Genomic DNA, 13,745 nt, shown 5'->3' with positions numbered 1-13,745 from the left:
CGGCGAATTCCCGAGGCTTAATTCTTATTTATTTTATTTATTGAATCTGCGCTTCTGCCTGTGCCTGTGCGTCTTCAAGCGCCTTATCCAAATCTTTGCCCTTTAGATAGTTCTGCATTTCAACTGCCAGAATATCTTCAATCGCATATGTGTGCAATCCGTAGTTTACTTGAGGAATCTGCTCTGTCCATTTGGCGAAGTCAGAGATAACCTCCTGGCCGCCGAAGAAGTCATCGCCGGATTTATACGCCTCTCCCTCTGCTGCCGGCTTATAGGTACCGATCGCACCGATCTCCGTATTCAGAGTTTGATAAAAGTCCACATTAGATCCAAAAGTCTTACTCAGGAACTCAGCCGCTTTTTCTTTTCCGGGGATGTTCAGCACATACCATGAGCTGCCGCCTAGATTTGATGCATTTACCGATCCGGAGACACTCTGCTTCGGCTGGGCTGCTACCGTCCATTTGCCTGCTTGATCTGCCTCTGCTTTAATAGAAGCTGTGATCCAGTTGCCTGTTGGAACTGTTGCAACATCTCCGCTGTTGAAGCCTGCTACGAACTGGCTCCAGTCTGAAACCGGCTTAACAAGGTCTGCATCCAGGATAGCCTTGTATGTCTTGAAAGCTTCCTTCAATGCTTCGTTGTCTGCCAGATCAGGCGTTTTTCCATCTTCTTTCAGATACCATGAGCCGCTGGACTGAATCATTGTACGGATCAGGCCAAGGTCTTTCGGGTCTTGAGTCAGCATATGCTTGCCTGTAGCTTCTTTCACTTTTTTGCCGATTTCAATATATTTGTTCCAGTCAATGTCTTGAATATCTTCAGGTGTATAACCTGCCTGCTCCAGATAATCAGTTCTGAAGTAGAGACCAGTTACACCTGTATCAAATGGAAGTCCGTAATTCTTGCCATCAAGGCTTGTCGGAGCAATCTTGTATTGCGCAAAGTCATCTGAATTGAATGAATCTGTCAGTTCGTAGAACATATCAGGATAAGCCTGCAAGAAGCTTTGAGCGCGATAGTCCTCGATCAGGACGATGTTCGGCAGTCCCTTTGTCGTCCCTGAGCTCAGGCTTGTGTTAAGCTTTTGAATGATGTCAGCCTGTGCATTTTCAACAATCTTTACGTCTAGCTCAGAGTCCTCTTTCTGATAAGCTTCTTTTGCCAGTTCGAGTGCTTTGATGTTGAAATTAGGATCCCATGCCCAAACTGTTATTTCATTTGTATCTTTCGATTCTCCTGAAGCATCTTCAGTATCTGACCCTGAAGAACAGGCAGACAGCATCAATACTGCGATTAATAAAAAGGCCAGCAGCTTTTTCATTGATTCCCCTCCATCTATGTTTTGTAAGCGTTATCTTTCTGTCTTTATCCTAGCATCTTATAGGAAGGGAGTATTAGGAGGATTTTTCTTAACATTTGTAATATCTTTGTCTTATGAATGCGTTTTCATTTGCTTGTCCTTGGACTTTTTTTAGAAATTCGGACGATTTTAAGCTTTTGAGAGCGGTATTGTGAGCCGAATGGTTGTCCCGTCTCCCGCTTTACTGGAGATTGATACTCCTGCATCGTCCCCATATATGAGCTGCAGTCGTTCATGTACATTTCTCACGCCGATGCCGGTGAAGAGCTGCTGCTTACTTTTCGCAGGCATCTGCTTATCTTCCTCAACCTCCATTCCGTCACCATTATCCACCACCTCGCAAATCAAGCTGCCGTTTTCCTTCCAGATCAGTACATTGATATAGCCTCCGTCCTTCCGATTGAACGCGTGAAAAAATGCATTTTCCATAAAAGGCTGAAGGATTAGATTGGGAATAAGCTCCTCCAGACAGTCGGGTGAAACAAAATAATTGGTTTTGATCCGGTCTCCATAACGCTTTTGATTAATAAAAGCATAATTTTTAAGATTTTCAAGCTCCCTCTTGACCGTCACGGTTTCACTTGGAGAGCCGATTGTGTTTTGAAGCAGCGATATAAGCGCCATAATGGTGTTTTCCGCCTCCTGCCTGCCTCCCTGCTGAACCATGAAGCGGATTGATGTGAGCGTATTATATAAAAAGTGCGGGTTGATCTGCTGCTGAAGGGCTGCCAGCTCGGCGTTGCGCTTTTCCTTCTGTGTCTGCATCAATTCCTCGACATAATCATGAAGCTCGTCCAGCATACTATTAAAGGCATGGGCAATTTTCTTTGTTTCATAGGTCCCTCCCACAGTCACATACTGGACAAAATCATGCTTGGCCGCTCCTGAAATCTGACTTGCCAGGGTTGAAAGAGAATTTGTCAGCCTCCGGGAAGCAAAAAATACAATAAATAATATAACGATTACAATTAAAATAACAATCTGGGCAATGTCGCTTTTATCAACCAAATCTCCAAACGCCACTTCCTTATCAATAATATTGAACAGGTATAAGTCAAAGGAAGGAAGGTATTCCATCAGTATAATGTGATCCTTCCCCATGAAATCCCCTACTTTGTATGGCTCAGTTCCTTCCAATTCCTCAGTATAGCGGCGGAGATCAGCCGATGTCCGGCCAATCAGATCCGATCTGCTGCTGGAGAAAATAACCCCCGATTTATTTGTGACAAACACATGATTCCCAGGGCTTGTATAGCTGGCATAAAACTTCCTGAATTCTTTCTCCTGGATGGCAAAATAGAGCTCTCCAAAGTCCCTTCCTGAAATCGGCTCCCTGATTGCCCTTGATGCTACGATGAAATTCCTGTCATCCAATTCAATTTCCTTGCCCGGCCTGTAGTCATACTGATACATCAGCCTCTTTGGATTCCGGAGCGTATTTTTCCGGATGGCACTCCTTCTCAGCTCCTCGTCTGTTATGGGCCAGTAGGGCCGGTCGGTCGCATAATCCATTCCATTCTTGCCCGTCACCACAATGCCTACCTCATAAGCATCCAGATACGATGTAATCCGGTTCATCTGCTGATACATATTAAAATAGGAAATCATCTGTTCATATTCCGTTTCCCGGTCACTCAGTATCCTTTTGACCGCCCCATTTTGAAGAACTTCATTTGAAGTATTGACAATAGAATAATGGAAAGATTCAAAGCTGTCCTTCACCTGATTCATTACCTTTGAATTAGTGATGCTGAATCTATCGATAAAGAACTGTTCAGACATCCTGACCACTGTCACAGTCAGTACAGCGGATACCGAAATGATAATGAACACTGTGAAAAGGAACTGCTTCATAAAAAGCCCGTTAAGTCTCATAAACTCTCATCTCTTATCTCGTAAAGTATTTTCGTTTATATTGGCTTGGCGACAGCCCCGTCCTTTTCTTGAACACCCGGCAAAAATAGCTGTGATCAGAGAAACCGACCAGCCCGCTGATTTCTGATATTGTTGCCTCCCCCTTCAGCAGGAGCTTAGAGGCCTCCTCTATCCTTATTTTGTTCAGCTGCTCAATAAAGCTTCCCTCGTTATGAGCTGAGAAGTAGCTGGATAAATAAGAAGGATTGAAATGAAAGTGCCTGGCAGCTTCAGTAAGGGTAATCGGCTCTGCATAGTGTTCTTTCATGTATTCAATAATTTTCTTTATAGTAATGCCGTTCTGGTTGTCAGCTGGAACCAGGGATACACTCACTTCCTCAATAAAGCGCGACAGGACTTCGAGTGCCTCCTTTGCAGTCCCTGCATCTTCGATAGCTTTAAAGTATTCATATTTCTTCTTTTGGATCGCTTCTGCTTCAACATTCATATTTCCAAGGATGACCGTAATATTAAAAATGCTATTCCCCAAGAATGCTTTAAACTCAAATGGTTCAATAGCACTGTCTTTTGCCAGGGAAGCAGCATATTCACTCAAATAGGCCAGCGCAGAATGAGAGCTTCTGCTTTTGAATTCCTCTGTAAACCATTCCAGGCTGAAGTCCTTCCTGCCAGAATCACCGGCAGGCAGCTCTTTTTCCCTCAAGAGCTCTTTATCAGGAAAATAAAAATAATAGGGAAGCAGCTTCAGGATACTGTTCTTCCACACAGCACCAAGCTCAGAAAACTCCCTGAATGGACAGCTGAGCGCAAAGGCTGCTGCATTTTCAGTAACAGCAGCTGCCTCTATTGCAAGGAGAATCTGGGCCTCCTCCTCTTCTGTGTTAATCAATATCCCTGTAATGCTTTCATCTGTAAAAAACGGCACAGCAGCCGTTTTGTCCGTACTTTGAAGAATACCTGCTTTGACTTGATCCGCAAGCTCTGCTGCAGTCTTTTCTGTACCCCTGGCCTCTGTTCCCAGCAGATAATAAGCGCCGAAAGGAAAGCTTTGTTCTATAGCAGAGCGGTCTAAAGCCACATCATAGCCGGCAGCCAGCTTTTCTATTACTGATTCTATTGAATGGCTGCCGGCTCTCTCCGTTTGCATAAGAGTGGGAATTTTGCTGGCAGCTGTCTGAAGTACCTTCAAGAGTCCTTCCGCATCAAGCTTTGGTTTTAATATATAGTCAACCGCCCCGTTCTGGAACGCCGTTCTAACATAGTCGAATTCCCCATAGCTGCTCAAAACGATGATTTTTATATCAGGATAGCGCTTAGTCACAATCCTTGTCAGTTCCTCTCCATCCATGATCGGCATCACAATATCTGTCAGAACAATATGCGGTTCTACTGCCTCAATCATGTCCAGAGCCTCCTGGCCATTGGAAGCCTCACCCGCAATCTTAAAGCCGGCTTGCTCATAATCCATATAATGCTTGATTCCCTGCCTTATCAAAACCTCGTCATCTACGATAAGCACTCTGCACAGCTCTTCCTTTGGCATAATTGACCCCTCCATGCAGGAATTTGTGTTTTTCTCTATTATAAATTATACAGGCAAGCGTTTTCAGAATTAAATATAGGTAATTTTCGATGTAAATTAGTGATAGATTATCTACAATGATTATGATCCTACCTAATGTTTTAATTTTTCTGCATAAAAACTGAATTATTCTACATAATTTTTCCTTTTTTCTACATAAAAATCAGTGGATTCAACAAATAATACATTTTATGGTAAAAATAAAAAGCGCCGGCCCACTCAGGACCAGCGCTTCCCTTCGTTCTGCTTTATTTATCTTCCGCAACCTTCACCAGCTGCTTGCCCATATTCTTTCCTTCAAAAAGACCAAGGAAGGCATCAAGGATATTCTCAAATCCTTCTGTTACCGTTTCTTCGTATTTGAGCTTTCCTTCGCTGACCCATTTGCCGAGGTCAGCAGCTGCTTCTTTATAGCGGCTGGCGTAATCTCCGACTGTGAAGCCTTTCATGAGCGCGCTCGTTTTGATCAGCTGGCCCTGGACACGCGGACCTGTGTCTTCGCCCTGTTTGTTATAAGCTGAGATAGCTCCGCATACCGGCACCCTTGCAAATTTGTTCAAAAGGCTGATGGCTGCATCGCCAATTTCCCCTCCGACATTTTCAAAGTATACATCAATGCCTTCCGGACAGGCCTTTTCCAAAGCCTCGCGGATATCGCCAGCTGTTTTGTAGTTGATGGCTTCATCGAATCCAAGCTCATCCTTCAGATACGAAACTTTCTCATCAGATCCTGCGATTCCGACTACCCGGGCACCCTTGATCTTAGCAATCTGGCCGACTGCTGATCCTACTGCTCCTGCCGCACCTGAAACAACGACCGTTTCATTCTCCTTCGGCTGGCCGATGTCAAGAAGCCCAAAATAGGCAGTCAGTCCCGGCATTCCCAGTATCCCAAGGTGAGTTGAGATTGGTGCAACCTGGGGATCAATTTTGCGGACAGCCTTTTCTGAGGCGACGGAATATTCCTGCCATGGCAGCATTCCGACAATATAATCACCTTCATTAAATGCATCCGACTTGGACTTTACTACCTTAGCCACCCCTCCGCCGTGGAGTGCCTCATCGAGCTTGAATGGCTCTACATATGATTTTGCGTCAGACATCCGCCCGCGCATATAAGGATCCACAGACAGATAAACCGTCTGAAGCAAAACCTCTCCTTCCTTCGGCTCCTCAACCTTAACATCGGCAAAACGGAAATCATCCTTGACAGGTGTCCCTTTCGGACGTGAAGCAAGCTGAATTTGCTGCTGAGTATTCGGTAGCATAGTTATCCTCCTCTTAAATGATAATTGCACTTTACCATATTGATGAATGGTGATTCAATCTTTAGGGGCTGCCCTTTGCACATCCCGACGAAATACCCAGCGCTCCTCCCCCCGTGCCAGGCACCGCAAAAAGACAGTTTCCGGCCTTTTGTCCACAGACGGTGCCTGACACCGGCAGCATTCTTTTAGAAAATAGTCCCCTTGAATTTTTCCGGCTTTGTAACATAGCTTTCAATTATGTATCCGCAGCCAGTGCAGATGATATGCTCGACCGTTGATCCAAAGCTCATTTTATTTTCAGGGCTTATGGCTGCATAGCCATTCTGCCTTCCTTTCCCCAATTCCTTTTCACCGCATTTTGGGCATTCCCCAGCTATTTTTTTCACCGGTACTCCTCCTTCTTTTAACACTCTTTTGTATCTGATACGAAAACAATGAAAATAAGTTCCGCTACCTTGATTGCTATCTTAAATTAAGCTTCCCAGCAGTTCATCCGTCCGCGGCCGCCAAATCATATGATGGAAACCCTCTCCCCAATAATTCTCCATTACAACCGCAGGCTGTCCAAACTTCCGCTTCCATATTTCCTGGGCTCTTTTGTACCCGCTGTCGAGGCAGAACTCCTTTATTCCTCTATCCTGAAAAACAGAAGACAGACTGCCCAGCAGCCTGCTGCCGAATCCCCGGCCTTGAAAATCAGGGTGGACAAAAACTGTGCCCACTTCAAATAAACCGCTGTACTCCCAGCCAGTGCCTTCCAGGATCAGATTGCTGGCGGGTCCAAATTCAACAGTGCCGATCACTTTTCCATCCACCTGCGCAAGCAGAAAATACCGATTCTCCCCCCGGCTTGAAAGATCCTCCAGCAGGTACTCTTTTTTTACTTCAATCTCTTTCTCAATATCATCTAAAAGCCCTCCGATGCCTTCCTTGTTAAACGTATCGGTGATCACCATTCTAAAAAAGTCATTCAGTTCCGCTGTATCCCCGTAAACAGGTCTTCTGATATGCATTTCTTTCATCCTCATCTATTGATAAACTGCCGATGCTGCCAGAACAAGGCATACTGCAGATGCTAAAAACATAGCGGCTGCAGCCCCCCGGCTAGCCTTCAGCTTTATCCCCCAGGCTACAAAGAATACGGCAGCCGCAGCTTTAGAAGCCCCTTGAAAGATTGAATCATCTGAGAAAACAGAACTGCTGAATAAAATCGACAAAAGCAGAGATCCTGTGATCAAAATCTTGAACCACAGCGGTTCTCTTAAGAATAGACCCGCGAACAGCTTTACCCTTTTCATTGGTCATAACTCCCTTCTAAATTAGAAAACACTGGTTTAAAAAGGATTGCATTTTAGAGAACCTTTAAGAGCATTTGTTTCCTTGATTTATAGAAAATCCTTTCAGCGGGATACCTGTCTGTCTCTATATTACGACGAAGATTCGATTAAGTTGCATTCTACTGGAAAGATTTTCAGAATACTTCTTGAGGTAACCAGTTATCCCCGTCCCTCAATGCTGAACAAATCTCTATAAGAATGCTTTTACTTCCTGTACCAATAGAAAAGCCTGCACAGATATACTGTACAGGCTTAGCCTATTATCTCCCTACTATTCTTGTGAAAACTTAAAAGCAGTAACTGACCGGAAGCTTTCCCCTGCTTTCAAAATACAGGATGGAAATTCCGGGTGATGCACTGCATCCGGCAGCCCCTGGGTCTCCAGGCAAACGCCCAAATGATTGGCTGCTGTTACACCGCGTATGGAGAATGGCCCCTCCAGTGTATTGCTTGTATAAAGGACAACTGCAGGCTGATCGGTTTCAACTACAAGGCGCCGGCCGCTTTCTGCGTCATATAAGCTGATTTCTTCATTCTCGTTTTCAGCGAGGAGGAATGGATGGTCATAGCCGCTGCCGACCCGTATATTCTGCGGGTTATCCGAAGTGTTCCCATCCTTGAGTTTTCGGCCCTCTGTAAAATCAAATACCGTTCCATTGACAGGCACGAGCTTGCCGGTCGGGATGAGCGCTTCATTCAGTTCCGCAAACCGGTCACTTTTAAGCGTCAGTTCATGATCGAGGATATCCCTTTTCAGATCTCCGCTCAGATTAAAATACGAATGATTCGTTACATTGACAATCGTATCTTCATCACTGGTCCCTTCATAGCTGATCTCCAGCTCGTTCCGGTCATTCAATGTGTAAGTAACCTTCATCTCAAGATTTCCTGGATAGCCTTCTTCGCCATCTTTGCTGACATACCTGAAAATGACACTTGCATAATCCGGCCCTTCGGAGATTTCTGCATCCCAGAGCTTTTTATCAAACCCCTCTACTCCGCCGTGAAGATTATTTCCGCCGTTATTTTTGGCCAGCTTATAGGTTTTGCCATTCAGCTCAAATTCCCCGCCGGCAATCCTCCCGGCATGGCGCCCGCAGACTGCTCCAAAGTATGGGGAATGCTGCTGGTACTCTTCCAGAGTATCAAAGCCCAGGACTATATTTTCCATCTGCCCATCCCGGTCCGGCACAAGGATTTTTGTGATAGTGCACCCATAATCGAGGCAGGAAACCTCCATCCCCTGCCTATTTACTAATGTAAAGATGGAAACTGTCCGTCCATCCAGCTCTGCAAACTTCTCTTTAACTGCCTTCATTTGCAAGACTCCCATTCTTTTAAATATGTGTTCCGGATTTGCACTCAATCAAGCTCTGCCAGAAAGCCAGCAAACCGGCTGAAAGCCGCCAGGCCAGATTCAGTCTGCTTGAACACGCCTGCATCTTCAAGGACCCTTACAAACTTATACCCGATTTCTTTACGTATAATAGATCCGGCTGTTTCACCGGTTAACTCAGCCGCATACTTCTCTTTCATTTCAGCAGCCCATGGCAGGTGGTAATCCTTTACCTCTGAAGGCTGATCCAGCAGGAACTTTTCTATCTCACTGATTTCCTTTTCCAGACGCGCAGGCAGAACGGCCAGCCCCATCACTTCGATCAGGCCGATGTTTTCCTTTTTGATATGATGGACATCGGCATGCGGATGAAAAATGCCGAGCGGATGCTCAGTGCTCATGCGGTTGTTCCTGAGGACAAGATCCAATTCATAAAGTCCATCCCGCATTCTTGCAATCGGTGTGATAGTGTTATGCCTCGTCTCTCCTGTAAATGCCTCAATTTCAGCTTCTGCATCACTGTATTGAACCCATGCTTCAAGAATCATCTCTGCTGCATCTGCAAGCTCTTCCTGTTTTTTGCCTTTCAGGCGGATAACAGACAGCGGCCATCTCAGCATACTGGCGCTTATATCGGGGAAACGGCTCAGCTGGAACGAGCCTATTTCATCTGCACCTGCCATAGCAAACTCATAGCTGCCGCCCTGATAGTGATCATGGCTGAGTATGGATCCGCCGACAATCGGCAGATCCGCATTGGAGCCAACGAAATAATGCGGGAACTTCCCTGTAAACTCGAGCAGTCTCGCAAAAGTGCTGCGGTCGATTTTCATATCACGGTGCTCCCCGCAAAGGACGATGCAGTGCTCGTTGTAATATACATACGGGGAATACTGCAGGAACCACGGTTCATCAGACAGCTCCAGGTCGATGATCCGGTGGTTGGAGCGCGCCGGATGCCCCGGACGCCCTGCATATCCTTCATTTTCTGCACATAGCAGGCACTTCGGATAATTGGAGGAGACCACTTTCATCTCCCGTTCGCGTGCTATCTGCTGCGGATCCTTCTCAGGCTTGGACAGATTGATCGTGATATCCAGCTCGCCATAATCGGTGGCGATTTTATAATTGATATTCTTTGCAATGCTTTTGGTCTGGATATAGTTGCTGTTCTGGCTGAGATCGTAAAAATACCTGGTAGCCTCTGCAGGACTGTCCTCATACTTCTCATAGAACTCTTTATTCACAGAAGAAGGCTTTGGTACAAGCACATCCATAATTTTGCTTGAGAGAATATCTTTATCACTTTCAAGGCCGGCTATCCTGCCTTCAGAAACTGCAAAACCGACAAGGTCTTCCAGTAAATCAGGAATGGCCTTTTCCACTGCTTCGGCATGTTCGGGATACTCGACTAGCCCAAGTAAAGACATAATTTGATTTCGTGCATATATTCTGTCGCGCTGCTCAATCATGCCCAGTGCAGCTGCCTTGCTGACCAGCGTCTCTATGCTCGTATATACATCCATTCCAAGCCCTCCTTAATCGTTATAGCCGTGCGGATGCGCCTGATGCCAGCTCCACGCATCTTCAATGATCTGCTTGATGCTTGTTCTCTGCGGATTCCATCCGAGCACTGTTTTTGCTTTCTGCGAGGAAGCGATGAGGGTGCTTGGGTCCCCGCTTCTTCTCGGAACCACTTTAGCCGGAATCTCATGCCCGGTCACCTCTCTGACCGCTTCGATCATTTCCTTAACAGAAAAGCCCTGCCCGCTTCCAAGATTGATAATCTCGCTTTTTCCGCCATTCTGCAGATATTGCAGGGCCAGCAGATGGGCGGCGATCAGATCCTCGACATGAATATAGTCCCGAATGCAGGTTCCATCCTCTGTGTCATAATCATCGCCGAAGATTGAAATATGCTCCCGCTGGCCGAGGGCCACCTGGAGAATGATCGGGATCAGATGGGTTTCAGGCTGATGATCTTCGCCGATTTCTCCTGTCGGCCTTGCACCCGCCACATTAAAATAGCGGAGTGATACGTATTTCAAATCATGGGCCGCTTCACACCATTTCATGATTTTTTCCATCGTCAGCTTGGTTTCGCCGTAAGCGTTTGTAGGATTGGCAGGCATTTCTTCCGTAATCGGCATTGTCTCCTGTTCTCCATAAGTGGCAGCGGTCGAGGAGAAGACAATATTCTTCACATCGAACTCAGTCATCACTTCGAGCAGCACCTGTGTGCCGTACACATTATTGTTGAAGTATTTCAGCGGGTCTTCCATTGATTCGCCGACAAGTGAATTGGCCGCAAAATGGAGGACGCCGTCAATGCTTTCCTTTTTGAACACACTGCGCAGAAATTCCTTGTCGCGGATGTCTCCCTGATAAAACTTTGCATCCGGGTGGACCGCATCTCTGTGGCCTGTCTCCAGGCTGTCGACAACTACCGCTTCATACTTCTGGCCGATCAGCTGATAAACAGCATGTGAACCGATATATCCTGCACCGCCAAGAACTAAAATACTCATCCCTGCACCTCCAAAATGATTTCCCTGGTTCCATCCCCGACACTTGCTGCGTAGAAATCTGCAGCATAGCCGATTCTGTCCATATATTTTTTGCCAACCTCTTCAATAAAAGAAGCAGCTTTGCTTTTCTCCACAATGGCGATTGCACATCCGCCAAACCCTGCACCGGTCATACGGGCACCAAGCGTGCCTTCCTGCTGCCAGGCAGCTTCCACTAATGCATCGAGCTCTTTTCCGGTCACTTCATAATCATCCTTAAGCGATTGATGCGACTCATTCATCAGCTTTCCGAAGTCTTCAAGGCGCCCTTCCTGTAAAGCGTTGAATGCCTTTAGCGTCCGCTGATTTTCATAAACCGCATGCTTCGCCCTTTTTTCCAGGAGTTCATTCCCGATCAGCTGCTTATGCTGTTCAAATTCTTCCTCTGATAACTCCCCGAGCGAAGAGATGGACAGCTTAGACTGAAGCTTAACAAGCGCTGCTTCACACTCGCTCCGCCGTTCATTATATTTTGAATCTGCCAGCTCCCTGCGCTTGTTGGTATTCATGATCATAATCTGATAATCTTCCAGATTGATGGGGGCATATTCATACTTCAAGGTATTGCAGTCAAGCAGGATGGCACTTCCAGCCTGGCCCATGCCAATCGCAAACTGATCCATGATGCCGCTGTTAACCCCAATGAATTCGTTCTCGACTTTTTTCCCGAGCTTCACAAGGTCGATCCTGTCGATATCCAATTCGAAGAGTTTATTAACGATCACTCCAACCAGCATTTCCAGTGAAGCAGATGAAGAAAGCCCGGCGCCATTCGGAATGTTTCCGTACACGATTATATCCATTCCGGATGGAAGCTCCCATCCAGCTTCCTCTATATAAGCAATCATGCCTTTTGGAAAGTTCGCCCATCCATGCTCTTTCCTATATTCCAGCCCATCCAGGGAAAATTCGATAACGCCTGCTTCCGGAAAATTCTTTGAATATACTCTGACCAGCCTGTCAGTCCGCTTTTTCGCAGCCCCGTAAGTCCCAAAGGTAATGGCACAAGGAAAGACATGGCCGCCATTATAGTCTGTATGCTCCCCGATAAGGTTGATGCGCCCTGGGGAGAAAAACAGCCTTGCCTCTCCATTCATAGAGTCTGGATAGATCGTTTTAAAGTCATCTATTAATGTGTGTTGTTCCATATCGTTGTCTCCTTATTTCACAAAGTTAAAAACTGCTGCTGCGGGCAATCAGTTCTGTTGCAAGGAACACCTTCTTCGCGATCTTCCTGCCCTGGTTTCTTTCCAGCAATAAATCGACAGCTGTCTCACCCATCAGTTCTGTATGCACCTTCAAGGTTGTCAGTGATGGGAATATATATTTTGATACACTGATATCATTGATTCCGATCACATTCACCCGCTCTGGAACCTGGATGCCGGCTTCATGAAGGGCTCTCAGGCAGCCGATGGCAATAAGGTCATTGCCTGCAAATACGGCAGTCGGGAGACTCTCCCCTTTATCCTCTATCATCTTGTTCATCAGCTTATAGCCGCTGTCCACCGTAAAGCTTCCGATATAGATATTTCTTTCATCCAGAAGCCCGCGGCTTTCCATATAATGTCTGTAGGCTCTTTCACGCGCATCTTCAATTCCGCCCGATTCGTCTTTATAGACCTCTTGTCCGCCGATATAGCCAATGGTTTGATGGCCTTTACCTGTTAAATAATCAAGTATTTTCACTGCCGCTTTTTCAAAATCTACGACAACAGAGTCATACCGGTCCTCATCCGGGCTGTAGTCTGCAAAAATAACAGCGTCCGTTATTTCCCCCAAAGCATCTGCCTGCTCCTTGCTGAACTTCCCGACAGCTATGATGCCCTGAAGGCTTTCACCCCCCTTGGCTTTTTCCAAGTCATCATAAAAATAGTTGGCATACTGGATGCCCAGCTGCTGGCAGCGCTGCTCGATGCCATAGCGAATCGACATATAATACAGATCTTCCAGTTCTTCTTTCTCTGTATACCAGTGAACGACTGCAATTTTTAACGCAGCATCTTTTTTGGCAGGCTTTTTCTTGTAATCAAGCTCTTCTGCGGCTTCAAAAATCTTCTTGCGGGTATCATCTGTCACTGACAGGGAAGCATCATAGTTGAGCACCCTGGAAACAGTGGCAATCGATACCCCTGCTTTTTCTGCTATTTTCTTGATTGTCGCCATACTCAGCCTCCTTCCGTACAAATGAATAAATCGCTTACATTTATTTTATTACTTTTAGTAAATAAATCAATGTTTTTACTAAAATATTTACAAAGTTTTAATTTGCAGTTCCCCATTTATTAAAAAGGAGTGACCTCATCAGGATCACCCCTTTCCTTTTATCTGGTTCTTTCTGCTATCTTAACTTCATACGGGTTAAAAGTGACTTCACCGGACAGCTCAGAAGAAAGTTTAGAATAGGAATTTGCCAA

General features: G+C 45.8%; 12 protein-coding genes. All 12 read right to left on the bottom strand.

Annotated features, from left to right (window positions below; genetic code table 11):
- Positions 1–37 precede the first annotated feature (37 nt).
- The 12 genes from LCM00_RS20805 to LCM00_RS20750 all read right to left on the bottom strand — a co-directional run bounded on the left by LCM00_RS20805 (position 38) and on the right by LCM00_RS20750 (position 13,494).
- Positions 38–1,324: an ABC transporter substrate-binding protein gene (locus LCM00_RS20805; RefSeq protein ID WP_224905648.1), complete on the bottom strand. Its 1,287-nt coding sequence runs from the start codon at positions 1,322–1,324 to the stop codon at positions 38–40.
- A 168-nt stretch (positions 1,325–1,492) separates the two neighbouring features.
- Positions 1,493–3,238 (bottom strand): cache domain-containing sensor histidine kinase, encoded by a 1,746-nt coding sequence (locus tag LCM00_RS20800; RefSeq protein ID WP_224905646.1) that lies wholly within the window; start codon positions 3,236–3,238, stop codon positions 1,493–1,495.
- 13 nt (positions 3,239–3,251) lie between these two features.
- Positions 3,252–4,781 carry a response regulator transcription factor gene (locus LCM00_RS20795; RefSeq protein ID WP_224905644.1) on the bottom strand — a complete coding sequence of 510 codons (1,530 nt, stop codon included), beginning with the start codon at positions 4,779–4,781 and terminating at the stop codon, positions 3,252–3,254.
- Between the two features lie 287 nt (positions 4,782–5,068).
- A complete protein-coding gene (locus tag LCM00_RS20790) occupies positions 5,069–6,088 on the bottom strand; it encodes an NADP-dependent oxidoreductase (RefSeq protein ID WP_224905642.1) in 1,020 nt (339 codons plus the stop codon).
- A gap of 185 nt (positions 6,089–6,273) precedes the next feature.
- Complete coding sequence (locus LCM00_RS20785; RefSeq protein ID WP_224905640.1) at positions 6,274–6,474, bottom strand: transcription initiation factor TFIIIB; 201 nt, start codon at positions 6,472–6,474, stop codon at positions 6,274–6,276.
- 81 nt (positions 6,475–6,555) lie between these two features.
- Positions 6,556–7,110: a GNAT family N-acetyltransferase gene (locus LCM00_RS20780; protein ID WP_224905638.1), complete on the bottom strand. Its 555-nt coding sequence runs from the start codon at positions 7,108–7,110 to the stop codon at positions 6,556–6,558.
- A 6-nt stretch (positions 7,111–7,116) separates the two neighbouring features.
- Positions 7,117–7,386, bottom strand: a complete 270-nt coding sequence (locus LCM00_RS20775; RefSeq protein ID WP_224905636.1) for a hypothetical protein — start codon at positions 7,384–7,386, stop codon at positions 7,117–7,119.
- A 310-nt stretch (positions 7,387–7,696) separates the two neighbouring features.
- Positions 7,697–8,743, bottom strand: a complete 1,047-nt coding sequence (locus LCM00_RS20770; protein WP_224905634.1) for an aldose epimerase family protein — start codon at positions 8,741–8,743, stop codon at positions 7,697–7,699.
- A 44-nt stretch (positions 8,744–8,787) separates the two neighbouring features.
- Positions 8,788–10,287, bottom strand: coding sequence for a UDP-glucose--hexose-1-phosphate uridylyltransferase (galT, locus tag LCM00_RS20765; RefSeq protein ID WP_224905632.1), 1,500 nt, complete (start codon positions 10,285–10,287; stop codon positions 8,788–8,790).
- Between the two features lie 12 nt (positions 10,288–10,299).
- On the bottom strand, positions 10,300–11,289 hold the full coding sequence (gene galE / locus LCM00_RS20760; RefSeq protein ID WP_224905630.1) for a UDP-glucose 4-epimerase GalE: 990 nt from the start codon (positions 11,287–11,289) through the stop codon (positions 10,300–10,302).
- Complete coding sequence (locus tag LCM00_RS20755; protein WP_224905621.1) at positions 11,286–12,476, bottom strand: galactokinase; 1,191 nt, start codon at positions 12,474–12,476, stop codon at positions 11,286–11,288. Before LCM00_RS20755 ends, galE begins: the two co-directional genes overlap by 4 nt.
- A 25-nt stretch (positions 12,477–12,501) precedes the next feature.
- A complete protein-coding gene (locus tag LCM00_RS20750) occupies positions 12,502–13,494 on the bottom strand; it encodes a LacI family DNA-binding transcriptional regulator (RefSeq protein ID WP_224905619.1) in 993 nt (330 codons plus the stop codon).
- Positions 13,495–13,745: the final 251 nt, after the last annotated feature.

It is taken from the genome of Bacillus infantis (genome assembly GCF_020171945.1).
GTDB lineage: Bacteria > Bacillota > Bacilli > Bacillales > Cytobacillaceae > Bacillus_AB > Bacillus_AB infantis_A.
This window is presented reverse-complemented; position numbering and strand designations above follow the sequence as displayed.